Source organism: Jeotgalibaca sp. A127, from assembly GCF_052266745.1.
Classification (GTDB): domain Bacteria; phylum Bacillota; class Bacilli; order Lactobacillales; family Aerococcaceae; genus Jeotgalibaca.
Genome location: NZ_JBQPRC010000017.1, coordinates 1 through 24,407, shown reverse-complemented (window position 1 = coordinate 24,407; position 24,407 = coordinate 1). Strand labels below are relative to the sequence as shown.

Here is a 24,407-nt window from a genome sequence, read left to right as displayed (position 1 = left end):
TTTCATCGGTTGCAAACAAGCGAAATAACATCCCACGAAAATCCTTGGCATACCAGACGCCACTGGAAGTATTTTTGAGTTACCTAGACGAATCTACTTTGTCTAGCTTAAATTGACAAATCAAAATGTAAGAAGTTTACAAAATAAAAAAAGCATCTACAAGTGCTTTTCAAGGTAATTATGAGCGTTCACTCATTTTACCAGTATTTGTAATAGAATAGCACATTCCCTTATTACCGTCAATATTTCTGACGACGCCATCGCATAATAGCAATATTCTCATAGCTTTTTGGTCTATCGCATTTCGATATGGTGAAGATAACAAATACAAAAAAGCTCACCCATCATGAGAAATGGGTGAGTAATTACAGTTATTTAACTTCGTTGCGTTCGTTCCATGATTCTACATAATGGAAAGTACGGTTACCGGCCTCCGCACCATCACCCACTGCTGTAGTGATTTGACGCAGTGATTTTTTCCGTACATCACCAACTGCAAAAATACCAGGTACAGTTGTTTCCATATACTCATTGGTCAAAACCCAACCTTCTTCATCAGTGATGTTAAGGTCTACAAAAGCATCCGTTTGTGGCAAAATACCCACATATACAAACACACCATCAGTAGCGTGCGTACTAACTTCACCGGTTTTTACGTTTTTGGTTATAACACCAGTCACTTTATTACCATCACCTTGAATTTCTTCTACCACTGTGTCCCAGACAAAATCTACTTTTTCATTTTTGAATGCACGATCTTGTAAAATCTTTTGGGCACGCAATGAATCACGGCGATGAATAATATCAACCTCTGAAAATTGTGTTAAGTATGTTCCTTCCTCAACTGCAGAATCCCCGCCACCTACAACGACAAGTTCTTTGTTACGGAAAAAGGCGCCATCACAAACGGCACAATAAGAAACACCGCGTCCGTTATACTGGTCTTCACCGGGAACATTCAATTTTCTATGCTGTGAGCCGGTTGCAATAACAACCGCTTTTGTTTTATAACTTTTCTTACCAGCCTCAATAATATGGTAATTGTCTTCTTGTTTAATACCTTTCACGTCTCCATAGACATGCTCGGCACCAAAACGCATTGCACTATTATACATTTTATCCGCTAATTCTGGGCCCAAGATGGAGTCATAACCAGGATAGTTTTCTACTTCCGCTGTATTGATTAACTCTCCTCCTGGAACGCCTCTTTCTAAAATAAGCGTTCTTAAATTCGAACGAGACGCATACAGGGCCGCTGTCATACCGCCTGGACCTGCACCGATGATGACAACATCGTAAATTTTTTCTGTTTGTTCCATGGTTTTCTCCCTTCAATACCAACATTTACTTCTTTATTATAACGAGGTTCGTTATTTTAGGCTATTTTTCTGCCTGTTCAAGGCTTTCACCTAACGTAATAATATAATCTTTTAATTTATCCTTCATTTCTGGATGTTGAAGGCCATACGTAATGCTAGTAGCCAAGAAACCAAATTTGTCTCCCACATCAAATCGCTGACCTTTAAAGTTTTTGGCAAATACACGTTGTGTTTTATTCAATGTGTCAATGGCATCCGTCAATTGAATTTCGCCACCTGCTCCAACTTCTTGTTTTTCTAAAATTTCGAAGATTTCTGGTGTCAATAAGTAACGACCGATAATGGCATAGTTACTCGGTGCATCTTCGGGTTTTGGTTTTTCCACAAAACGACGTACATTTAGGAGTCCTTCTTCCAATTGGTTATCTGGATCGATAATACCATATTTCGAAGTCTCTTCATGGGGTACTTCCATAACTGCAATCGTTGAAGCGTACGTTTTTTCATAACCTTCAATTAGTTGCCTTGTCAAAGGAACCTCGTCCACCATTAAGTCGTCACCCAACATAACCACAAATGGTTCATCTCCTACAAATGCTTTCGCTTGGAGAACTGCATGCCCTAATCCCAGTGGATAAGATTGTCGTACAAAATGAATACGAATCCCTGTTGTTTCTTGAACCAATTTCAATAAATCATCTTTACCTTTATCTCTTAGGTTTGTTTCTAATTCAACATTGGAGTCAAAGTGGTCCTCGATTGGACGTTTACTCTTTCCAGTTACGATTAAAATATCTTCTATACCTGACTCGATTGCTTCTTCTACAATAAACTGAATGGTTGGCTTATCAACAATGGGTAACATTTCTTTTGCCATTGCTTTAGTTGCCGGTAAAAAACGTGTTCCAAATCCTGCTGCTGGAATAACTGCTTTTTTAACTTTTTTCAATTTATTCTTCCTCCGATTTCAGTTTAGATGTGCTATGTTCTGCTTTACTATCTCGTAACATAAGATCTTCGATTACCTCATCTACATGCGCATTTTCAAACAGGACACGGTAAATGGCAGTCGTAATTGGCATATCGATTCCTTTTTCTTGAGCCAATTCGTAGGCCGCTTTAGTTGTTTCAACACCTTCCACAACCATACCCATATTCGCCAATATTTCATCCAATGGCACGCCCTTACCAATCAAGTTTCCAGCACGCCAGTTTCTGGAGTGAACACTTGTGGCTGTAACAACTAAGTCACCCACGCCACTTAACCCGATAAAAGTTAAGGGATCTGCACCAAATGCAACGCCCAAACGGCTGATTTCAGCCAATCCACGGGTAATTAAAGCCGCTTTGGCATTATCACCATAGCCAAGGCCTACTAATGCCCCAGCACCAACAGCGATAATGTTTTTCAATGCTGCGCCTAGTTCAACCCCGATGACGTCACCATTTGTATAAACCCGAAAGTAGTTATTCATAAATAATTTTTGAACTTCTGCACGAGCAGCCGTTGATGAAGAAGCGGCCGTGATGGTTGTAATATCCCTTTTGGCAACTTCCTCTGCATGGCTCGGTCCGGATAAAACAACGATTCCATTGTGTTTGTCAGCGTCCATCTCTTCGTCGATAATCACTGAAATACGTTTATGGGTTACTTGTTCCAAGCCTTTACTTGCATGAATCAAAATGGGCCTTTGCTTTCCATCAAGAATGGCATTCACTTGTTGTGAGACAGAACGAATCGCTTTTGTTGGAATGACGAATAAAATAAAATCAACATCTTTCAACGCTTCTTCCAGTTTTGTGTAAGCCACAATCGTCTCTCTCAACTTTAATCCAGGTAAATAATGCTCATTTGTATGTTTTTCATTAATCTCGTCAATTTGCGCCGGGACGTTTCCCCAAATATTAACATAGTGGCCATTTTCACTTAAGACCATTGCTAAAGCTGTCCCCCAGGATCCAGCTCCTAAAACGGCAATTTTTTTCATTTTTTAAACTCCTTCGACGTGTTCATTCCCAGATTAATTTCCGTATAATAGGGATCTTTTGGATAGTGATTATACCGACGGAAAGCCCAGGCAGCAATTGCCGCCACAATCAACACGATAGAAAGCAATTGTGAGACACGGATGTTGGCAAATAAATACAAGCTGTCCGTGCGCATACCTTCGATAAAGAAACGGCCAAAGGCATACCAAATGACATAAGCGAAAAAGACTTCCCCTTCACGAAGCAATTTAGGTCTTCTGCGTAGATATAAAATAATTAAAAAGCCCAATAGGGACCAGAGTGATTCATAAAGAAAGGTCGGATGGTAATAGACACCGTTGATATTCATTTGATTAATAATGAATTCCGGTAAAAACAAGCCCTCCAAAAATTCACGGGTTACTTCTGCACCATGGGCTTCTTGGTTAATGAAGTTACCCCAACGTCCGATTGACTGTGCAATCAATACGCCAGGAGCCAAAACATCCAAAGTCAACATAAATGGAACCTTTTTGTTTTTGGAAAAGAAGTAAACGACGATGGCCCCCGTAATCAAGGCACCATAAATCGCTATGCCCCCGTTCCAAATTTGCAGAATCTGACCGGGATTCGCCAAGTAATAATCAAGTTCAAACAGCACATAATAAGCTCTTGCACCTAGTATTGCGATTGGAACTGCCCAGAAAGCCAAGTCCAGAATATAATCCTGAGGCATACCTTTACGGTCACCTTCATTAGAAGCAAGATACATGGCAATCATTATCCCGATGCCGATAATGACACCATACCAGGCTACTTCAAAACTGCCGATCCTAATCGCTATGGGATCAATAGCCGCTAAAAGTTTATTCATTTTATTCCTCCATTTAAACTAAATTTCCTTGCGCGAATTTTCCTTGATCAGGTTCTCTAAATTCCGTTCAAATGTTTCTGCTGCATTATAACCCATCGTTTTCGCACGGTAATTCATAGCTGCCATTTCAACGATAATCGCCAAATTACGACCTGTTTTTACAGGAACCGTAATCTTTGGTATTTGGACATCTAAAATTGAAACTAATTCTTCATCAGTACCTAGACGTTCAAATTTTTTATCTTGGGTCCATAAGGCCAAGTTAACGATTAAGTTGACTTCATTCGTTTGTTTGACGGCACCAGCTCCAAATAAAGTCATGACGTCCATTATGCCGATACCACGGATTTCAATCAAATGACGTAAAATAGAAGGTGCTTCCCCCATCAAGGTATCATCATCATGTTGATAAAGGTCAATCCTGTCATCCGCAACGAGGCGGTGCCCTTTTTGGATTAATTCCAAGGCTGTTTCAGATTTTCCAACGCCAGAATCACCGGTAATCATGACGCCCATCCCGAATACATCCACCAATACACCGTGCATGGATATACGTTCAGCCAAGCGACTTTCCAGGAAGTTTGTGACATTACTTGATACACGAGTCGTTTTTGATGTAGCTTGCAACAGTGGAATACCAGCTTCTTGACACGCTTTGATCAATTCAGCAGGCGGATCGATGCGACGCGCAATGATGAAACAAGGTGTCTCTTTTTGACAAAGACGACGCATGATGATTAAGCGTTCTTCTGAAGACATCCGCGCTAAAAAGGATGTTTCCGTTTGGCCCATAAGTTGGACACGCCAAGACGGATAAAAATTGAAATAGCCTGTTAGTTCAACGCCTGGACGGTGGATTTCAGTTGACGTAATTTCTTTATTTAAAAATTCTTCGCCAATAATAACTTTAAATGTAGAAGCCTTAATCAGTTCTTTAATGGTTACTTTATTCGGCATTGCATTCCCTCACTCTATAAATATAGTATGATTTCTCGTTCGATTCTCAATTCAAGTTTTCCTATTAATCTTAACATTATTGGGGCTTGTAAGAAAGGCAAAAAGTTTAGAGGCTTTTCTGGAATAATTTGCTTAATAAAAATTAAAAAGAGCCGAGAATTTCTTCTCGACTCTTGTTAATTACGATTTTCAATTACACTTTGGACAAGTGAAAGGATTAAGGAAACGAGTAAGGCAACGCCAAAGGAGCTGAATTGAAAACCTGGTCCCACCAAGGCGGAAGTTAGTGTAAGCATCAATGCGTTGATGATGAAACTAAATAAACCGAGCGTAAGAATGGTTATTGGAAAAGAAAGAATGTGAAGAATCGGTTTCACAAAAATATTTACCAAGGCCAAAACGAGACTCGCTCCTAGTGCAGTCCAACCACTTGTGACCGTGAACCCCGGCAAGAAAAAGGCCAAGGCCAAAAATACGACCGTACTAACCCCTATTTTCTGCCAGAAGCCCATTAGAAATCGCTCCAGTCGTCTTTATCCGTTTTTTCTTTTTCTACGGGTTTTGCTTCTTTACGTGGACGACGGCGAGCCGTTCTTTCACGGTTGTCATACTGTGTTTGATCACGAGCACCTCTATCTGGTTCAGGCATCAATAGCGCCAACAGGATATAGAGAAAGACCGGCGATCCCACGCCTGCAAAAGCGAAGATTAAGAAAACAATACGAACAATCGTTGAGTCAATTCCAAAGTACTCAGCCAATCCACCTAGTACACCACTCACTTGTCTGTCAGTAGCTGATTTTGTTAGTTTTTTCATGATTATCCCTCTCTTTTATTAGTATGCATCTGCATCTTTTAATAAGATGCTGCCATTTGTTGTTTTTAATTCTACCATAACTGGGGCATTGTCGACGACTCTGCGGAATTGTAAATGTTTATTTGTTTTTTCATCACGTTGATTGATGACTTCCACATTCTCCATGCGATTTTTAATGCTTCCCAAGGAACTATGCGCATCCAGTTCGATACTTTTATCTTCGGGGATGGATAGTTTAACCGTTCCGTTTACAGAGGTCGCTTCAATCCGTTTGACCTCTAAATCTGTGTGGGTAATGCGGATATCACCATTGATGATGGACAGGTGTGAACTGGAGACGTGACTCTTAACTGTAATATCGCCATTAATCAATTTTGCGATCACATCTACTAAACGACTGTCCATGATGGTGATATGACCATTTCCTCCATCAAGCTCCAACATCGTTGCCTCAACGTTTTTAAATGCCATATTCCCATTGGTTGACTTCAAGTAGATATCTTTCCCTTTGAAGTCATCTACGCTTACGTTTCCGTTTAGCAACTTGATTGCCAAATAGTCATATTCCCGTTCTGGAAGTGAAACAACTACATCACAGCGAATGCGTTTGTTTGGAACATGGAAAGTTAATTGATCTTCATCAATTTCAATGTTGCTACGTGCTTCAAATGCCGCCAACGGTGTTTCTTCTTCATACTTCGCATAAATTTTGACGTCAGCTGCGACATGGATATCTTCTTTATCCCATTTTTTCAGTTGGATATTTCCGTTTGCCAGTTGGAAATCCAGAATCGTCGCTGTTGCATTTTCAAAATTGAATTCATGTTTAAATTTGCTGGTAACCAGTCCTGGAATGTTCATGTTCAAGTCTACTTCTTTCCACTCCAGATTATCTGTAATGCTATTAACAGTGGCAGTCACAAATTGACCAAGTTGAGAACCAAGTTTGTTTAATTTACTTCCCAAATCGCTCGCAGTTTCTTTCCACTCTTCTTTATTACCAAACTTCTCCCCGAATGATTTCACATTCGTTTCGAGTTGCTCTTTTTTCAATGTGCGCATTTGTTCTTCCATTTTAATTTTTTCTTGACGCAAGGAACGTTCTTGGGAACGAAGTGCTTCGAGTTCCTCGTCCAAACGTAATGCTTCCATACTCAGTTCCGGTGTCATTGTTTCCAGTTCTTCCTGGGTAGCAATTGCCTGTCTGCGCTCTTCTTTCGCACTGATTTGGCGGCGCAAGATTTGTAATGCCTCAGTTTTTTCATCTACCCTGGAAGAGAAATAAGAAATTTCACTAGCAAGTGATTCTAAAATTTTCTCGAAATTTTCTCTGTCCTTTTTGTCTGTCGCTTTCTGTGTTTCTTCAGCAGTTGGCTCTGCTTCTTCCATTTTTTCATGTGTCACAGTAAAATCTTGCGCTTCACTTTTAAGCGCTTCTTCTTTAACTTGTTTTTTAGCTGAATTTTCAAGAAGCTCAATTGCTTCTTCCGTTGAAATGATGCCTTGTTTGACCAATGCTAAAATGCGTTCTCTTTCGTTCATGATCTTTCCTCCTATATCTTTTCAACACAAAGCCTATTTGCTATCTACCATCTGAAAGGGTTGTTATCTTATGTTTCTATTATGCCAAGATTCTAGATTGAAGTCATAGGTCTTAAGGTTGATTTCCGCTTACACAGCAATACTTAGAGATAGGTAGAGGGCAACACAAAAAGAGAGTGCTCAAAAAGGCGTTTAGCCCCGAACCACTGGAACGAATAAGCACAAGATGGTCGCAGACCATCTGAGCATTATTATAGAGGCACTGTGGGCTAACGCCCAAGTGTATCATGTTTGTAAGCTGCTGAAGCAGCAACAACCATGACAAAGTGGCGTCGAGGCTGCCTTTTTGAGCACGTTTGTGTTGAAGTATTCGTAAATAGATAAGGGTCTGGGAGTTATTCCCAGACCCTATCCTACATATGAGCATTTATTTGAAAACGTGCAATAACAGACAACCCGCTCGTCTCTTTTTATTGTTTGTTACGAGCCTTATCACGTTCCATGACCCTCTTCAAATAAAGGCCTGTATGACTTGCTTTCACTTCAGCGACTTCCTCAGGGGTCCCGGTTGCGATAACCATTCCGCCCCCAACGCCACCTTCTGGTCCCATATCGATCACATAATCGGCTGTTTTAATAACATCCAGATTATGTTCAATGACCAATACTGTATTCCCTTGATCAACGAGACGCTGCAGCACTTCCAACAACTTCGCGATGTCATGCGTATGCAAACCAGTTGTCGGTTCATCCAGAATATATAAGGTTTTTCCAGTCGATACACGTTGTAACTCACTCGCCAACTTCATCCGTTGGGCTTCACCACCGGATAAGGTTGTAGCAGGTTGGCCTAGCGTAACATATCCTAAGCCTACATCGGAAATGGTTTGGAGTTTGCGACGAATTTTCGGAACAGCTTCAAAATAAACCAACGACTCATCAATCGTCATCTCCAAAACTTCCGCGACATTTTTCCCCTTGTACTTCACTTCCAGTGTCTCGGAATTATAGCGGTGTCCGTGACAGACTTCGCATGGTACATAAATGTCTGGCAAAAAATGCATCTCAATTTTCAAGATCCCGTCACCCTTACACGCTTCACAACGACCACCTTTAACGTTGAAACTAAAACGTCCTTTACTATAGCCACGAATCTTCGCTTCATTTGTACTGGCAAAGAGATCCCGTACGTCATCAAAAACGCTTGTGTATGTAGCCGGGTTACTACGCGGAGTCCTTCCGATAGGACTTTGATCAATATTAATCACTTTTTCCAATTCATGATAACCGGAAATACGCTTAAACTTCCCGGGTTTTTCTTTCGTCCTGGTTAGTTCACGAGATAAGGCAGGTTTTAACACGCGGTTCACTAATGAGCTCTTACCAGAACCAGAGACACCCGTGACGGCAATAAAACGACCAATGGGAAAGGATACATCAACATTTTTCAAGTTGTTCTCTTGGGCACCTTCAACCAGGATTTCGCCTCGGTCTTCCGCTCTTCTTTCTTCTGGTACGGGAATAAAAGTTTTGCCAGCTAGATACTGACCGGTGATGGATTCTTCTACTTGCATCACTTCTTCAGGCTTTCCAGCAGCCACAATCTGGCCGCCCAGTTCCCCTGCACCTGGTCCGATATCAATCAAATAGTCAGCTTGCATCATGGTTTCTTCGTCATGTTCCACAACGACTAGCGTGTTACCTAAATCCCGCATCTTTTTCATGGACTCAATCAATAAGTCATTATCACGTTGGTGCAAACCAATAGAAGGTTCATCCAAAATGTACAGAACACCTGATAGATTGGAACCAATTTGCGTAGCCAGACGAATACGTTGCGCTTCTCCCCCTGATAAACTGCCCGCGATCCTGCTTAATGTCAGGTACTTCAATCCAACGTTACGCAAGAAAGTCAAACGCGATTTGATTTCCCTTAAAATTGGTGCTGCAATCTCTTGCTCTGCGCCCTCCAATTTCAGGTTTTCAAAGAAGCTGATCGCTGAGTCGATGGAATAATGGGTGACTTCTGCAATATTTTCTCCTGCTACTTTTACAGCCAGAGCTTGTTCATTCAAACGATCGCCATGACATTTTTGACAAGCCAATTCTGTCATGTATTCACGCATCACACGACGGGTAAAATCACTCGAAGACTCGTGGTAACGACGGCTGATATTGTTCATGACTCCTTCAAAGGGCATATTCACATCCCGAACTGTACCAAATTCATTCTTATGGTAAAAGTGGAACTTTTCACCTTTTGTCCCTTTTAAAACCAAGTCTTGATGTTCCGATGGTAAATCCTCAAACGGCACATCCATCGCAATTTCATACTGTTCACAAAACTGGCGTAACATTTCCGGATAATAGTTTGAACTGATGGGGTTCCAGGGTGCTAAAGCGCCCTCCGCAATGGTTAGTTGACGGTCAGGAACAACCAAGTCCGCATCGACTTCCAACTTAGATCCCAATCCATCACATTCTGAACAAGCCCCATAAGGTGCATTAAATGAGAACAACCGCGGTTCAATTTCCCCCACTGTAAAGCCACACTTCGGACAAGCATAATGTTCACTAAACATCATTTCTTCCCCGTCAATGATGTCAATAACGACATACCCATCAGCTAAATTTAATGCTGATTCCACTGAATCGTATAAACGCGAACGAATACCTTCTTTGACCACAATCCGGTCAATAATAATAGAAATATTATGATTCGTATTTTTATTTAATTCAGGTACATCTCCAATATCATAAATTTCACCATCGACTTGAACACGGACATAGCCTTGCTTTTTGATTGATTCAAAAACCTTTTTGTGTTGCCCTTTCTTACCGTAAACAATTGGAGCCATTATTTGCATCCGCGTACGTTCAGGCAGTTCCATTACTTGATTGACAATTTGTTCCGGTGATTGACTACTAATCTCTGTTCCATCATTGGGACAAATAGGATGACCGATTCTGGCAAACAGTAAACGTAAATAATCATTGATCTCTGTTACCGTTCCAACAGTTGATCTAGGGTTATTGTTGGTAGATTTTTGATCAATCGCAATCGCTGGACTCAAACCATCAATACTATCAACATCTGCTTTTTCCATTTGGCCCAAAAACTGACGCGCATAAGCCGAAAGACTCTCGACATATCGTCTTTGCCCTTCAGCATACAACGTATCAAAAGCCAGTGAACTTTTCCCCGAGCCCGACAATCCGGTCACAACAACCAACTGGTCTCTAGGAATCGTTACATCAATATTTTTTAAATTATGAGAACGTGCTCCACGCACGACTATTTGGTCTTTTGCCATGTTTTTCTTCCTTTTTAATAAGATTATATTTTTTCTATCATACCACGAAACAATAAAAAAGAACACTAGTTCGCAATTGCTAATGGGTGTGAGCCGCATGCTCCATTGCCAAGTGCAGGATGTCATAAACGTGAGAATCTTCTTGACTATACAAAATATTCTTTCCGACACGGCGGCTTTTCACCAATTTGGCTTCTTTGAGTTTTCTAAGTTGATGGGAAACAGCGGATTGTTCCATCTCCAATGCGTCGGCAATCGCATTGACATGCCACTCCTTGGTTTCTAACAAGTACAAAATCCTAAATCGCGTTTTGTCTCCCAGTATCTTAAACATTTTAATGGTTTGATTGGTAATTTCCGGATCCATTTGATTTAACATCCACTACCCTCCTTGGGTTCATTTTCTCCCTAATTTTACCAGAACATAAAAAAAAAGGCTGAGAATTAGTTCCCAGCCTTTTCTTACCTGAATAAATTAGTTTAATTCTGAAAGTTCACCTGTTTTTAGGTAGACGATACGCTCACAGATATTGGTGACGTAATCACCAATTCTTTCCAAGTAACCGGAAACTGCAATATAGTCTGTCCCACCAGGAACTACTTCGGGATCCATCGCCATTTCCTTCATCGTAAGCTTGTTGATTTCTACATATAGATGATCGACATGTGTGTCAGTTTCAGCAATTTTATAAGCTGCGTCCACATCAATGCGTACGTATGCATCCAGAGCATTTTCAACCATTTGCTTGACGATATCCGCTTGATCGGCAATCTTACCTTCAACCATTGGAATACGTTTGTTGTGACGTTCTTTAACACGAATGACAGAACGCGCAATGCTGACCGCATGGTCTCCCATACGTTCTAAATCCGAGCTGGCTTTCATAACCGTTACAATAGAGCGCAAGTCACTCGAAACAGGTTGTTGTAGCGCAATTAATTTGAAGCACATTTCTTCGATTGCTATTTCGATTTCATTTATAGCATGGTCATTCTTTTTCACACGATCTGCTGCCTCTTTATCGTGGTTAATGAACGCTTTAACTGCCAATAAAATATTTTCATTTACCATTAAACCCATTTTAGTAAATTGAGCATGCATCGTTTTTAATTCATCATCATATATTCTTCTCATTTGCGCGCACTCCTTATTCAACTGATTTTTATAGCTCTATTTTATCATGAAACGACTAATTACCCAAATCTACCTGATACGTAATCTTCTGTACGTTTGTCTTGTGGATTAGAGAAGATGTCGGTAGTATCGCCAAATTCAATGATTTCTCCTGTCAAGAAGAATGCTGTTTTATCAGACACACGGGCAGCCTGTTGCATATTATGCGTAACCATGACGATTGTATAATCACCTTTAAGTTCTTGCACAAGGTCTTCAATTTTTGCAGTTGAGATTGGATCAAGTGCAGAGGTTGGTTCGTCCATAAGCAAGACTTCTGGACCCACTGCCAAAGCACGTGCAATACAAATACGTTGTTGTTGACCACCAGAGATACGCAATGCGTTTTTATTCAAATCATCTTTTACTTCGTCCCAAATTGCGGCACCTTTCAAACTACGTTCCACGATTTCATCCAAAGTTTTCTTGTCTTTGATACCGTGTGTACGTGGTCCGTAAGCGATGTTATCATAGATACTCATTGGGAATGGGTTTGGATGTTGGAAAACCATTCCGACACGTTTACGAAGTTGATTCACATCAAAATCAGATGCATACATATCTTCGCCATCCAACAATAATTTACCTTCAATACGACAGCCCGGAACCAAATCATTCATACGGTTCAAGCTTTTTAGAAATGTAGATTTCCCACAGCCGGAAGGTCCAATGAAAGCAGTAATTTCATTTTCTTTGATTTCCATGTTTAGATTCTTTAGCGCTTGAAAATCTGTATACCAGAGATTCATATTAGAAATGCTTAATTTACTCATACTTATTTCGCTCCTCTTGTTAATCGGTTACTTAGCCAAGTTGAAAGACCATTAATAATTAGTACCATGACAATCAGTACCACACCAGTAGCATAGGATTCTCTAACATGCATCCCTTCACTCGATAATACGTACATATGAAGTGCTAGTGTACGACCCGATTGGAAAGCATTGGTTGGTAAGTTGGTTGATGTCCCAAGTGTATACATCAACGCTGCCGTTTCACCAACTATACGGCCTACCGCCAAGATAATTCCTGATAAGATACCAGGCATGGCAACAGGAAGTACAACTCGGAAGATGGTCCGTATTTTACCCGCTCCCAGAGCGAAGCTCCCTTCACGTAGAGAAACATTTACAGATAATAACGCTTCTTCAGTGGAACGGATAATAACTGGCAATACCATGATTACTGAAGTTAAAATTCCAGCAATCAGTGAATATTGAAATCCCAGGAAAAGAACGAAAAATAACATCCCGAACAAACCATAAACAATAGAAGGAATCCCAGATAGTGTGTCTGTTGCGACACGGATAATGTTTATGAATTTATTACTTGTATCTGCATATTCAATCAAATAAAAAGCTGTAAATACGCCGATAGGTGCCGCAATAAGCAATGAAGATATGACAACTATAAAGGTCGTAATGATTGAAGGCATCATGGATACGTTATCTGTCGTATATTTCCAAGCGAACATTTCAGGCGACAAGGCTGAAATCCCATTAACTAAAATAAAACCAATAATATAGAGTAACGAAGCAAATGTTATAAAACTAAAGAAGTAAACAAAAAATCTAATTAGTTTCGCTTCCATCTAGATCTCCTTCCTTTTCACGACTGAAAACACACCGTTGATAATAATGATAAAGATGAACAGTACCACGGCAGTTGCAATCAAGGCCTCACGGTGTTGTCCGGCAGCGTATGCCATTTCCAGTACGATATTCGTTGTCATTGTACGAACACCTTGTGTCAAGCTTGATGGAATACGTGGTTGGTTACCGGCTACAAGAATAACAGCCATTGTTTCCCCAATCGCACGACCGACACCTAAAATAACCGATGACACAATCCCGGACTTAGCAGCTGGAACAACAACGCGTAAAACGGAACGTTCATGTGTCGCACCTAGCGCCACACTACCTTCATAGTAGCTTTTTGGAACAGCGCGTAATGAAGCTTCTGACATTCCAATAATCGTTGGCAATATCATGATTCCCAATAAAATGGAGGCTGTCAAAATATTCATACCCGTTCCACCTACCCAGTTTTTCATTAACGGTACAATAACGCGTAATGCGAAGAAACCGTAGACGATTGAAGGAATCGCAGCCATCATATTTACTGCTGGTTTTAGAAATTTATACAACGATGGTGGACAAAAACGTGCCATAAAAACGGAAGTAAACACCCCTGTAGGTACTCCAATAATAATCGCTCCAATTGTGATAACAATCGAGCCGATAATCATCGGTAAAATACCAAATTGTGGTGTTGAGTTAGATGGAGTCCATACAGACCCAAAAAGGAAGTCGCCAATTCCATAGTCCAACATGAATGGAAGGCCGCCTTCAAAAATAAAATAAAAAATAACAATGATGGAAATGACCGAAATGGATGCAGATGCTATAAATACCCATTTCATGAAATGTTCCCAAAAATATTTCTTTTGCATATTTCCCTCTCCCTTACCCTGGGGTTTCCCAAATGAGACAATACCATATTTCAACGCAAAATAATAGCTAAAATATTTATACCACTTCTAAAAAAAAAAGGCCAGATAACTGGCCTTTTCCATCGGTCAGAAGATTATTGAACCTCTTCCCATTCAGTTAATTCACCAGTGAAAATTTGACGTACTTGTTCAAGTGTCAAACTTTCAACGCTATTGTTTTTATTTGCGATAACTGCAATACCATCAACTGCGATTGCTGTTGATTCTAATTCAGCTTCTTCTTCTTCTTTCAATTCACGAGAAGCCATACCAATGTCTGCAGTTCCGTCCATAGCCGCTGTCATCCCAGCCGAAGAACCGTTAGAAGTAATATCAATTTGAACGCCCTCGTTCAATTTAGAATATTCCTCAGCAAGTACTTCCATTAATGGCGTTACCGAAGTAGAACCTACTACTGAAATTGTCCCCTCTTGTGATCCGTCACCTGCATAAGCTTCTGCGCCAGTTACGAATTCTACATAACCTTCACCGACTGCAATTTCTTGTCCCTCTGCTGAAAGGATGTAATCTATAAAGTCTTGAGCAACTGCATCAAGGTCGCCACCCCAAGCAATATTGAAGTTACGAGAAATAGGGAATGAACCATCTTGAACAGTTTCATTTGTTGGTTCAACGCCATCAACCGGTACGCCTTTAACCGTATCGTTTAATGAACCTAAGGACACATAACCAATTGCGTTTGCATCTCCAGCTACTGTTGAAAGAACTCCCTCGGTACCGTTTTGAATAACAGCTTCGATATAAGTTTGATCAACTTCTTCTCCGTTTTCATCCTCAGCTAAAACGCCTGTAATTTCTGTAAACGCGCCTCTTGTTCCTGAACCATCTTCACGAGATACTACAATAATTTCACCAGATGTTGCGGAACCTTCTGCTGATCCTGTTGCTTCTTCGTCTGTTGCTGCTGAGTCACACGCTGCTAAAAAACCTACAGCTCCTAAAGACAATACTAACTTACTTAGGCTTTTCAATTGCATTATCGATTACCATCCTTTTTTAGTGTCTTGGGCTCATTGCCTTACTCTTATTCTATTCTTCGAATGTAAATTTTCTGCATGGTTTAATGTAAAGATTTTTTTAGGTATAAATTTAAATGCAATAAGAAAGATACCGTTTTCTTACGCTTTAAATTAAAAAACCCTGAGAAACCAGGGGGTTTTCAGGGCTTTTTTGCGGAATGTAAATTTTATGTAAAGAATATGTAAATTACATGTGTAGAAAGAAGTTTGTTACTTTATTGGGAGATGAACTGTGAAGGTGGTTCCGATTCCCAGCGTGCTCTTGACACTAATCCTTCCATTCAAGTTTTGGACCAGATAGCGAACAATTGAAAGCCCCAATCCTGTTCCACCCGAATTTCGGCTACGTGCTTTATCCACTCGGTAAAATCTTTCAAATATGCGACCCATATCTTCTTCGGGTATACCAATTCCAGTATCCGCAACATGTATAACCGCTTCTTTTTCTGTTTGCTCAATCATTACGGAAACTTTGCCACCGGTATCCGTATAGTTTACAGCGTTAATGATCAAGTTATTCAGCACTTGCTCTAAGCGACTGCGGTCTGTTTGGAGCATAATGACATTTGGTTCCGAGGAATAAAAACGCAACTTGATTTTTTTCACATCGGCTTGAGGTTGAATCACCCGGAAACAAGCGCGTACGACTTCTTCAAGATTGATTTCCTCCTGTTTCATTGGCACCTGTTTTTGTTCGACCCGAGAAAGCTCGAGAATATCATTAACCAAAATCTCTAAACGTTTCGACTCCTTATAGATGATTTCCAAAAATTGTTTTGTCGTGACCGGATCCTCCATGGCACCATCCAGGAGCACTTCTGCAAATCCTTTTAAGGCTGTAACAGGGGTTCTTAGTTCATGGGAAGCATTCGAAACAAAATCTGTCCGAACTTTTTCCAATCGGCGTATTTGCGTAATATCATATAAAAGAACGATTATTTGTTGCCCCATGATGTTGGGAACAATCATGGTATTGACATCTAATATACGATCTTGAGGGTGATAAATATAGATTTCCTCATGTTTATTTTGGTGGTCTTGATAGGTTTGTTGAATAATTTGAACGAGACCATAACTTTTCGTCATTTCCAGGAAAGTGTGTCCCAATAAACGATCATCAATACCTAAAATTTCATGTGCAGCTGGGTTCATCATTTGAATTTGCTGTCTATGATCCAATAAGACTACACCGATCACTAACCTATCTACCAAAACTGTCAGCCGCTCATTCGACTGAATAATTTCCCGATTCTTGGATTCCAGATTTTCGGCCAGCTGATTAACGGTATCGCCTAGTTCTGCAACTTCCGGGTAGTCGATACCTATGTAATGATTGGAATAATCACCATCTGAAATACCTTCAATGACGTTAGAGATTCCTTTTAATGGTTTCGATATCCGATTCGATAAGTAGTAAGCAATAAATCCCGCCATCAAGATAGCGACAAAGCTAAACACGAAAACGGATCGAATGAGCGCATTTTTCAGTCCATCCAAATCGCGCAATTCATGTGTTAAACGTAAAATACCTACTTGTTCCTCATTACCATTAAATAATGGAACTGCCACTCGGAATTCGCTGTTGCCTGCTGTGTTCTTAACAATACCGCTGGTACCACGATCAGCGCCTTCGATAACACGACGGATTTCCCTTGTATTAGCTTGATTTTCAACAGAAGAGTAATAGGCATTAGAAGAGTAAATTAATTTACCCGAATTGTTGATAAAAGCTATGTCGTCCTCTTCTTCTAAAAAAAACTGCAAGGAATCCAGATGTGTAACAGCCGTTTGGACATTCTTGGCCTCGCTTAAAAACCCGCGCTCCATTATTTCCGCTAAGGTTTCGCCATGCCGCACGACTTCCGCTGTCATTGTTTCACTAGTGACTCTATACACCAATTGATTGGTATAAAAAACTACTCCCATTGACAGGAGTAGAAAGAGTCCAATGAAGATGGCCATAAATTGATTTGTAAATTTGCGCATTATTTTGATTCCTCAAATTTGTAGCCAAAGCCTCTTACCGTTTTTATATATTGTGGTTTTTTGGTATCTTCTTCAATTTTTTCGCGTAAATGACTGATATGGACATCCACAATCCGTGTTTCACCTGCATAATCAAAGTTCCAAATGGCATTCAATAACTGTTCACGACTTAAAATACGGTTCGCTCTTTTTGCCATGTAAAGCAAGAGTTCAAATTCTTTTGGAGTGATGTCAATCACTTCACCTCTAACTTGAACTTCATATAAGTCTGGAAAAATAATGATTTCGCCTATTTCCACTTTTTCTTCTTTTATTACTTCGTTTTCTAAAGCAACTTGCTCTGCCGTTTCATCTGAAGAATCACTATTTTGAAGATTTCCCGTGCGGCGTAAGATGGCTTTCATCCGAGCCAAAACTTCACGTGGGCTGAATGGTTTTGTCATGTAATCATCCGCGCCCAACTCCAGACCAATAATTTTTTCCAACTCGTCATTTTTAGCGGTGAGCATTAATATCGGTGTTTCGATTTTTTCTTGGCGCAGTCGTTTACAAATATCCATGCCATCCATCGAAGGCAACATCAAGTCGAGAATAATGAAGTCAAAAGATTGGCTCATCGCCAAATCATAGCCTTCCTTGCCGTCATGAGCTGTAATGACTTCATAACCATTTTTTTCTAGGTTATAAGACAGCAAAATAACAATGGATTCCTCATCATCCACAACTAAAACTTTTTTCATCTCGTCCTCCTGAAATCATTCTAATATATCCTTCTCATTTTCATTCTATCATTATGAAGGATAATTGAAAAGTTAACAAAAAATCGACATTGCTGTCGAAAGCAATGCCGATTGTATATAAAACATTATACTTTTAAGAAACGTGTCATGGAAAGTACTGATCCGATTGAGCCTAACAGCACCCCGACACCCACTAAACCTAAACCAAGGTAATAGATAAATGGTGCCGGTGATAACAAACCGAAATTTGAGCCAATTAAGTATTGGGTTCCCAGATCATACAAGAATCGGTATACAAAAATCAGAATGCCTGTTGGGATTAAAGCCCCAATCAATCCGATTACTGCTCCTTCAATCAAGAATGGCCAACGAATATAGCTGTTCTTGGCTCCCACCAGTCGCATAATTTCAATTTCCGTACTACGCGAGAAAATGGTAATCCGGATTGTATTTGAAATCAAGAATACTGCAATCAGCAACAGACCGATAATGATAACCAAGCCAATAGTCCGCATCGTCGCAATTGTATCAAATAGTTTTTCTGCCGTTGTCCCACCGTATTCGACTTTTGAAACATACTCCAGTTTTTCAGCAGCTGCTGCTACTTCACCTGTTTGTTCCGGCACTTTCGTGCTCAAAATGTATACATCATGCAAAGGATTGTCATCCCCGCCGAACAAATTAAATTCTTCACCGTAGCTACCAATTAATTTATTCAATTCTTCATCGCGCGTTGAATATGTCAACGTTTCAACATTCGGGATTTGTTCTAGTTGTTCTTTTAAAGTTTCTTTATTTTCCTCTTCTGCTGCCAAGTCAATAAACACACGCACGCTTACGTCATTTTCGACATCACTTGCGAGTTTATTTACGTTAAAGAGGATTGCTATAAATGAACCCACTAAGATTAATGTCATTGCAACAGCACTTATTGCTGCCACAGACATCCACCCATTCCGAAAAAGACTCTTGAATGCATCGCGAATGTGACGTCCCATGGTTCTAAATTTCATAGCCATACTCTCCTTCTAATTGATCTCTTACAATGCGGCCATTTTCAACCGCCAACACACGGTGCTTAATATCATTAACGATTTGGCTATTATGTGTCGCCATCAAGATGGTCGTACCTTGTGAATTGATCTCATCCAATATATTCATGATTTCCAAAGATGTGTCAGGATCCAAGTTACCTGTCGGTTCATCGGCAATCAAAATTCCTGGCATATTAACAATAGCCCGTGCAATTGCAATCCGTTGTTGTTCCCCACCGGATAATTCCGTCGGGAACATACGCGCTTTATGTTTTAACTTCACAAGATCCAAAACCTCGAAGACGCGCTTTTCAATTTGTTTTGGTGTTTTCTCTACAACTTCCATTGCATAGGCAATGTTCTCAAAAACTGTCAAGCGTGGTAATAATTTAAAATCCTGGAAAACAACGCCAACATAACGGCGTAGCATTGGAACATCACGTTCTTTTATTTTCATTAAATCAAATTTACCGATTTTAATAGAGCCACTTGTAGCTTTTTCTTCACGGTAAAGCATTTTAATAAAAGTAGATTTCCCTGCCCCACTTGGTCCAACTATATATACGAATTCGCCTTGATCAATTTTCACGCTAAGATCATTTACTGCCGTTACGCCATTTTTGTAAACTTTTGAGACATTTACCATCTCAATCATGTAATCACCTATCTTTTTATTTTTGGCTGAACAATATTCCTAAAAAAATCCCCAAACAAGATGTTTGCGGGAATTAAACAGTGGTTGACTTTATCTCTTCGGTACGCCAAATCATTATAGCACGTTCGCTCATTATTGCTGTTTTAGTTTGGTTACATTTATATTTCAAAATATGACAGTTTTTTGAAGCGGATTCTTGAAAATTAATATTGAAGGCAGACCAGAATATGAATTCCCGTCTGCCTGTCCCAGTATCTTATTGTTCGTCGTTTGTAATGTTCATCTTCAAGAATGCATCAATAAATGGATCTAAATCGCCATCCATCACTCCTTGTACATTGCCGGTTTCATGATTGGTACGGTGGTCTTTGACCATTGAATACGGGTGGAAAACATAGGAACGTATTTGAGAACCCCAACCGATTTCTTTTTGTTCGCCCCGAATCGCTGCCAATTCTTTTTCCCGCTCTTCTTCTTGTAACTGGAATAACTTAGCTTTCAGCATTCCCATTGCTGTATCGCGGTTTTGGAATTGGGAACGTTGCGCCTGGCTTTGAACGGCGATACCTGTTGGGATATGCGTAATCCGAATGGCAGACGAGGTTTTGTTAATATGTTGCCCCCCAGCCCCACTTGCCCGGTAAGTATCTACCCGAATGTCATCTGGGTTTACTTCAATCTCTGCATTATCGGCTGCAATTTCCGGCATGACATCGATTGAACAAAACGACGTATGTCTTCTTCCTGCTGAATCGAACGGTGAGATACGAACCAATCGGTGAACACCCCGTTCAGATCTTAAATACCCATAAGCATTCAGACCTTTTATAAGAAGCGTCACACTCTTAATACCTGCTTCATCACCCGCTTGATAATCCAGCGTCTCAACTGTAAAGCCTTTTTTCTCCGCCCAACGGGTAAACATGCGGTATAACATGCTTCCCCAATCTTGGGATTCAGTTCCACCAGCTCCCGGGTGTATTTCCAGGATGGCGTTGTTTTTATCGTGCGGTCCATTCAATAACATCGTTAGCTCGTAACTATTTAAAGCTTCTTCGTATTCTTCGACTCTTTCTTCCAGTTCCTCTTCAAAACCGGATTCAGGGTCTTCTTTTACCATTTCATACATGACTTGCAGATCTTCCTGCAAAGCCGCCAATTTTTTGAATGTTTCATAAACAGACTTTAGTTGATTGGAAGCATTAATGACGTCTTGAGCTGCGTTGGAATCATCCCAAAAACTTGGATCCAGCATTTGGTCTTCATATTCTGCAATATCTGCTTCGAGTGCCTCTAAGTCAAAGAGACCTCCCAAAGCTCTGGATTTTCTCTTCTGATGTTTCCAGGAATGCTTTTACTTCACTTAATTCCATGGTATTCCTCCTATTTTTTATTCAACAAGAAGGGCTAGAAATCATTTTCCAGCCCTTCCACATTTTATAAGCCTTCATCGGATGCTTTTACTTTTCAGTCTCGTCTTGCTCCGGCGTTTCTTTTTTTACATCCATTGCTGCTTTTTGAGCACGTAATTTTTCCATTTGTTGCGCCATCATCATTTGACGCATTTGCATGGCCGCCATTTGTGCACGTTTGATTTGTTCCGTTTTTTCACTCGCTCCCGCTTCACTTTCACGAACAGCGCGAATGTCAGAACTTGCTCCTACTGATTCACGTTTCAGATTTTGACGGATTTCTGATTTCATCACAATACGTGTTACATCATAATCAATAGACGCAATCATCTCTTGGAATCGATTGTAACCTTCCGTTTGATATTCAGTCAGTGGATTGTTTTGAGCGTATGAACGTAGTCCAATTCCTTGACGCAGTTCATCCATGTTACTGATATGCTCTGTCCACTTTTGATCCACAACACGTAAAATGACAACTTTTTGGAATTCCAGCAATTGGTCTGCACTTAGTTGTTTTTCTTTCGCTTCGTAAACATTTTTTGCTCGGTTGGTCAAATCTTCTTTAATTTCAACAGCAGATTTACCTTTCAACTCTTCTTCAGTGATTGAATCAGGATGAACCAATACACTACCAGCGAAGTCATGGATTGCTTTAAGATTCCATGTTTCTTTATCGCCTTGTGTATGTGTTTCAACCATGCGATTAATGGTACGTTCAATCATATTGACTGTTACGGTACGCAAATCTTTTGTTTCCGTGATAATATCCAGACGTTGGCCATAGATAATTTCACGTTGCTCTCGCATAACCTCATCATATTCCAAAACATTTTTACGTGTGTCGTAGTTATTGCCCTCTACACGTTTTTGAGCTGATTCAACTTGACGCGAAAGCATTTTACTTTGAATCGCCATATCATCGCCTTCACCATCCATGTTCAAGCGACTCCAGACTTGTTGAATCCGGTCAGAACCAAAACGTTTCATCAAATCATCTTCTAATGAAAGATAGAATTGTGATTCACCCGGATCCCCTTGACGACCAGATCGTCCCCGTAATTGGTTATCGATACGACGGGATTCATGACGTTCGGTACCAATAACTGCTAAACCGCCCACTTCTCTCACGCCAGGTCCTAATTTAATATCTGTACCACGCCCAGCCATGTTAGTAGCAATCGTAACTGCACCACGTTGGCCTGCATTGATGACGATTTCCGCTTCTTTGAAGTGATTTTTCGCATTCAAGACTTCATGCGGAACACCTTCTTCTTTCAATAGACGGGAAAGCAATTCAGACGTTTCGATTGCAACGGTACCAACCAAGACCGGTTGTCCTTTTTCGTGACGATTTTTAATGTCTTGTGCGACTGCTTTGTATTTGCTCTTCAGGTTTGGATAGAGTAAATCAGCATAGTCTTGACGGATAATCGGTTTGTTAGTAGGGATTTGAATAACTTCCATATTGTAAATCTCACGGAATTCTTCTTCCTCTGTTTTTGCCGTACCTGTCATACCAGATAGTTTTGAATACATCCGGAAGTAGTTTTGGAACGTAATAGTTGCCATTGTTCGGGATTCATTTTGAATTTCTACGTTTTCTTTGGCTTCGATCGCTTGATGAAGTCCATCTGAATAACGACGACCTTCCATAATACGGCCTGTAAATTGGTCGACGATTTGAACTTTGCCTTCATTAACCACATAATCCACATCGCGAATCATGATAAAGTTTGCCCGCAAAGCTTGATCCAAATGATGGACCAGTTTTGTATTGTCAACATCGTATAGGTTATCAACGTGGAATGTTTTTTCTGATTTTTCAATTCCTGTGTCAGTCAAGGCGATCGATTTAGAAGTTAGGTCAATTGTGTAGTCTTCTTCTTCTTTCAAGCCTTTAACAAAGAAATCTGTCCGGTTGTAAAGGGCTGTTGATTTTTCAGCTTGTCCGGAAATAATCAAAGGTGTACGCGCCTCGTCGATTAAGATTGAATCGACCTCATCCACTACTGCAAAATTTAACGGACGTTGAACCATTTGATTGCGATAAACGACCATGTTATCACGCAAGTAGTCAAAGCCTAGTTCGTTGTTGGTACTATATGTAATATCAGCATTATAAGCTTCACGCTTTTCTTCAGAAGATTTCCCTGCGACGTTTAACCCTACAGTAAGACCAAGGAAACGGTATAACTCACCCATTTCAACCGCGTCACGACTGGCTAAGTATTCGTTGACTGTGACAACATGTACACCATCACCTGAAATTGCATTCAAATAGACCGGCATCGTCGCCGTCAAGGTCTTACCTTCACCAGTTTTCATTTCTGCAATATTACCTTTATGCAGGGTAATACCACCCATCAACTGCACTTTATATGGATATAGTCCCAGAACACGTTTTGCCGCTTCTCTTACTACTGCAAAAGCTTCAGCGAGTAATTGATCTAATGTTTCTCCTTTTTGGTAACGTTCCTGAAATTCAGTTGTTTTTGCTTTTAATTCCTCGTCACTCAAAGCAGCCATTGTATCAGCTAAGGCAATGATTTTGTCTGCTTGTTTTTCTAAACTTTTAATTTCTGCTTTATCGTTTTCGAATAATCGTTTCAAAAAGTTGGCCATTCTAAATCTCCTCTAATTCTGAATTCTATATTTAGTAGTACTTGTCTGATACAAATCCCTATCAGGAATGCTTGCACTTCACGCATCTTACTCATTTTAGCATTAATAACAGGGTTTTTGTACTCTTTTATACTAATTCATAGCCAAAAAAGGCTAGGACGGTTAGTCCTAGCCTTTAGAAATGTGGTTCTAGAATATTAAGTGTTGATGGCCCATGGCCCTTTTGTGAAAATACAAAGAGACAAATGAATTTTTCCGTTAAAATGAAGGTATCGAGTCTTTATTTTAGGGAGGAAATTCATTTGTCTCATAAACATTCTATATTAAATCTGCTGGGAATAAAAGATAAAAATATTAAAGTGACGGATAAGGATTGGCTGAAGGAAGAAGTTAGAAATGGCCTGCATTGCAAAATCATCTCCGCCAAGCTGACCTATACACCAGAGGCTTGTAAGTGCTGTG

The 24,407-nt window shown here is 40.2% G+C and carries 21 protein-coding genes and 1 pseudogene; 1 reads left to right on the top strand and 21 read right to left on the bottom strand.

Annotated features, from left to right (window positions below; translation table 11 throughout):
- Window positions 1-116, top strand: a pseudogene (locus ACTVAI_RS11390) (IS30 family transposase); the annotation flags it as partial.
- A 255-nt stretch (window positions 117-371) separates the two neighbouring features.
- On the opposite strand, the gene trxB reads toward ACTVAI_RS11390, so the two are convergent.
- The 21 genes from trxB to secA form a co-directional block, all read right to left on the bottom strand.
- A complete protein-coding gene (gene trxB, locus ACTVAI_RS11385; RefSeq protein ID WP_443473452.1) occupies window positions 372-1,319 on the bottom strand; it encodes a thioredoxin-disulfide reductase in 948 nt (315 codons plus the stop codon).
- Between the two features lie 61 nt (window positions 1,320-1,380).
- Window positions 1,381-2,268, bottom strand: coding sequence for a UTP--glucose-1-phosphate uridylyltransferase GalU (gene galU, locus ACTVAI_RS11380; RefSeq protein WP_443473453.1), 888 nt, complete (start codon window positions 2,266-2,268; stop codon window positions 1,381-1,383).
- A 1-nt stretch (window position 2,269) separates the two neighbouring features.
- The gene (locus ACTVAI_RS11375) at window positions 2,270-3,307 is read right to left on the bottom strand and encodes an NAD(P)H-dependent glycerol-3-phosphate dehydrogenase (RefSeq protein WP_443473454.1); all 1,038 of its coding nucleotides are present in this window, start codon (window positions 3,305-3,307) and stop codon (window positions 2,270-2,272) included.
- On the bottom strand, window positions 3,304-4,161 hold the full coding sequence (gene lgt, locus ACTVAI_RS11370; protein WP_443473455.1) for a prolipoprotein diacylglyceryl transferase: 858 nt from the start codon (window positions 4,159-4,161) through the stop codon (window positions 3,304-3,306). The genes ACTVAI_RS11375 and lgt overlap by 4 nt, the downstream gene beginning before the upstream one ends.
- 18 nt (window positions 4,162-4,179) lie before the next feature.
- A complete protein-coding gene (gene hprK / locus ACTVAI_RS11365) occupies window positions 4,180-5,118 on the bottom strand; it encodes an HPr(Ser) kinase/phosphatase (RefSeq protein WP_443486716.1) in 939 nt (312 codons plus the stop codon).
- 176 nt (window positions 5,119-5,294) lie between these two features.
- Window positions 5,295-5,630, bottom strand: coding sequence for a phage holin family protein (locus ACTVAI_RS11360; RefSeq protein WP_443473457.1), 336 nt, complete (start codon window positions 5,628-5,630; stop codon window positions 5,295-5,297).
- Entirely contained in the window at window positions 5,630-5,935 is a 306-nt protein-coding gene (locus ACTVAI_RS11355) for a PspC domain-containing protein (protein WP_443473458.1), read from the bottom strand. Before ACTVAI_RS11355 ends, ACTVAI_RS11360 begins: the two co-directional genes overlap by 1 nt.
- Window positions 5,936-5,953: 18 nt before the next feature.
- Window positions 5,954-7,477, bottom strand: coding sequence for a daptomycin-sensing surface protein LiaX (gene liaX, locus ACTVAI_RS11350; RefSeq protein WP_443486715.1), 1,524 nt, complete (start codon window positions 7,475-7,477; stop codon window positions 5,954-5,956).
- Between the two features lie 470 nt (window positions 7,478-7,947).
- Window positions 7,948-10,791: an excinuclease ABC subunit UvrA gene (gene uvrA, locus ACTVAI_RS11345; protein ID WP_443486714.1), complete on the bottom strand. Its 2,844-nt coding sequence runs from the start codon at window positions 10,789-10,791 to the stop codon at window positions 7,948-7,950.
- Window positions 10,792-10,870: 79 nt separating this feature from the next.
- Complete coding sequence (locus tag ACTVAI_RS11340) at window positions 10,871-11,170, bottom strand: ArsR/SmtB family transcription factor (RefSeq protein WP_443486713.1); 300 nt, start codon at window positions 11,168-11,170, stop codon at window positions 10,871-10,873.
- Window positions 11,171-11,266: 96 nt separating this feature from the next.
- Window positions 11,267-11,926 (bottom strand): phosphate signaling complex protein PhoU, encoded by a 660-nt coding sequence (gene phoU, locus ACTVAI_RS11335; protein ID WP_443486712.1) that lies wholly within the window; start codon window positions 11,924-11,926, stop codon window positions 11,267-11,269.
- 59 nt (window positions 11,927-11,985) lie between these two features.
- Window positions 11,986-12,738 (bottom strand): phosphate ABC transporter ATP-binding protein PstB, encoded by a 753-nt coding sequence (gene pstB, locus ACTVAI_RS11330; protein ID WP_443473463.1) that lies wholly within the window; start codon window positions 12,736-12,738, stop codon window positions 11,986-11,988.
- A gap of 2 nt (window positions 12,739-12,740) precedes the next feature.
- Window positions 12,741-13,556 (bottom strand): phosphate ABC transporter permease PstA, encoded by an 816-nt coding sequence (gene pstA, locus ACTVAI_RS11325; protein WP_443486711.1) that lies wholly within the window; start codon window positions 13,554-13,556, stop codon window positions 12,741-12,743.
- Window positions 13,557-14,417 (bottom strand): phosphate ABC transporter permease subunit PstC, encoded by an 861-nt coding sequence (gene pstC / locus ACTVAI_RS11320; RefSeq protein ID WP_443473465.1) that lies wholly within the window; start codon window positions 14,415-14,417, stop codon window positions 13,557-13,559.
- A gap of 134 nt (window positions 14,418-14,551) precedes the next feature.
- Window positions 14,552-15,454 (bottom strand): substrate-binding domain-containing protein, encoded by a 903-nt coding sequence (locus tag ACTVAI_RS11315; protein WP_443486710.1) that lies wholly within the window; start codon window positions 15,452-15,454, stop codon window positions 14,552-14,554.
- A 252-nt stretch (window positions 15,455-15,706) separates the two neighbouring features.
- Window positions 15,707-17,482 (bottom strand): two-component system histidine kinase PnpS, encoded by a 1,776-nt coding sequence (gene pnpS, locus ACTVAI_RS11310; RefSeq protein ID WP_443473467.1) that lies wholly within the window; start codon window positions 17,480-17,482, stop codon window positions 15,707-15,709.
- Entirely contained in the window at window positions 17,482-18,222 is a 741-nt protein-coding gene (locus tag ACTVAI_RS11305; RefSeq protein WP_443486709.1) for a response regulator transcription factor, read from the bottom strand. Before ACTVAI_RS11305 ends, pnpS begins: the two co-directional genes overlap by 1 nt.
- Window positions 18,223-18,347: 125 nt before the next feature.
- Complete coding sequence (gene ftsX / locus ACTVAI_RS11300) at window positions 18,348-19,235, bottom strand: permease-like cell division protein FtsX (protein ID WP_443486708.1); 888 nt, start codon at window positions 19,233-19,235, stop codon at window positions 18,348-18,350.
- Window positions 19,225-19,911: a cell division ATP-binding protein FtsE gene (gene ftsE / locus ACTVAI_RS11295; RefSeq protein ID WP_443473470.1), complete on the bottom strand. Its 687-nt coding sequence runs from the start codon at window positions 19,909-19,911 to the stop codon at window positions 19,225-19,227. The genes ftsX and ftsE overlap by 11 nt, the downstream gene beginning before the upstream one ends.
- Window positions 19,912-20,167: 256 nt before the next feature.
- Window positions 20,168-21,284 (bottom strand): peptide chain release factor 2 gene (gene prfB, locus ACTVAI_RS11290; protein WP_443486707.1). Its coding sequence is split into 2 segments (ribosomal slippage): window positions 20,168-21,226 and window positions 21,228-21,284, totalling 1,116 coding nucleotides; the frame shifts between segments, so codons are not numbered across the junction.
- 87 nt (window positions 21,285-21,371) lie between these two features.
- A complete protein-coding gene (gene secA, locus ACTVAI_RS11285) occupies window positions 21,372-23,945 on the bottom strand; it encodes a preprotein translocase subunit SecA (RefSeq protein WP_443473472.1) in 2,574 nt (857 codons plus the stop codon).
- Between the last annotated feature and the right edge of the window lie 462 nt (window positions 23,946-24,407).

What these genes read in the sequence shown, in the direction of transcription:
- trxB (WP_443473452.1), bottom strand. Translation starts at nt 1,319, where the DNA reads ATGGAACAAACAGAAAAAATTTACGATGTTGTCATCATCGGTGCAGGT.
- ACTVAI_RS11375 (WP_443473454.1), bottom strand. Translation starts at nt 3,307, where the DNA reads ATGAAAAAAATTGCCGTTTTAGGAGCTGGATCCTGGGGGACAGCTTTA.
- lgt (WP_443473455.1), bottom strand. Translation starts at nt 4,161, where the DNA reads ATGAATAAACTTTTAGCGGCTATTGATCCCATAGCGATTAGGATCGGC.
- hprK (WP_443486716.1), bottom strand. Translation starts at nt 5,118, where the DNA reads ATGCCGAATAAAGTAACCATTAAAGAACTGATTAAGGCTTCTACATTT.
- ACTVAI_RS11360 (WP_443473457.1), bottom strand. Translation starts at nt 5,630, where the DNA reads ATGGGCTTCTGGCAGAAAATAGGGGTTAGTACGGTCGTATTTTTGGCC.
- ACTVAI_RS11355 (WP_443473458.1), bottom strand. Translation starts at nt 5,935, where the DNA reads ATGAAAAAACTAACAAAATCAGCTACTGACAGACAAGTGAGTGGTGTA.
- liaX (WP_443486715.1), bottom strand. Translation starts at nt 7,477, where the DNA reads ATGAACGAAAGAGAACGCATTTTAGCATTGGTCAAACAAGGCATCATT.
- uvrA (WP_443486714.1), bottom strand. Translation starts at nt 10,791, where the DNA reads ATGGCAAAAGACCAAATAGTCGTGCGTGGAGCACGTTCTCATAATTTA.
- ACTVAI_RS11340 (WP_443486713.1), bottom strand. Translation starts at nt 11,170, where the DNA reads ATGTTAAATCAAATGGATCCGGAAATTACCAATCAAACCATTAAAATG.
- phoU (WP_443486712.1), bottom strand. Translation starts at nt 11,926, where the DNA reads ATGAGAAGAATATATGATGATGAATTAAAAACGATGCATGCTCAATTT.
- pstB (WP_443473463.1), bottom strand. Translation starts at nt 12,738, where the DNA reads ATGAGTAAATTAAGCATTTCTAATATGAATCTCTGGTATACAGATTTT.
- pstA (WP_443486711.1), bottom strand. Translation starts at nt 13,556, where the DNA reads ATGGAAGCGAAACTAATTAGATTTTTTGTTTACTTCTTTAGTTTTATA.
- pstC (WP_443473465.1), bottom strand. Translation starts at nt 14,417, where the DNA reads ATGCAAAAGAAATATTTTTGGGAACATTTCATGAAATGGGTATTTATA.
- ACTVAI_RS11315 (WP_443486710.1), bottom strand. Translation starts at nt 15,454, where the DNA reads ATGCAATTGAAAAGCCTAAGTAAGTTAGTATTGTCTTTAGGAGCTGTA.
- pnpS (WP_443473467.1), bottom strand. Translation starts at nt 17,482, where the DNA reads ATGCGCAAATTTACAAATCAATTTATGGCCATCTTCATTGGACTCTTT.
- ACTVAI_RS11305 (WP_443486709.1), bottom strand. Translation starts at nt 18,222, where the DNA reads ATGAAAAAAGTTTTAGTTGTGGATGATGAGGAATCCATTGTTATTTTG.
- ftsX (WP_443486708.1), bottom strand. Translation starts at nt 19,235, where the DNA reads ATGAAATTTAGAACCATGGGACGTCACATTCGCGATGCATTCAAGAGT.
- ftsE (WP_443473470.1), bottom strand. Translation starts at nt 19,911, where the DNA reads ATGATTGAGATGGTAAATGTCTCAAAAGTTTACAAAAATGGCGTAACG.
- secA (WP_443473472.1), bottom strand. Translation starts at nt 23,945, where the DNA reads ATGGCCAACTTTTTGAAACGATTATTCGAAAACGATAAAGCAGAAATT.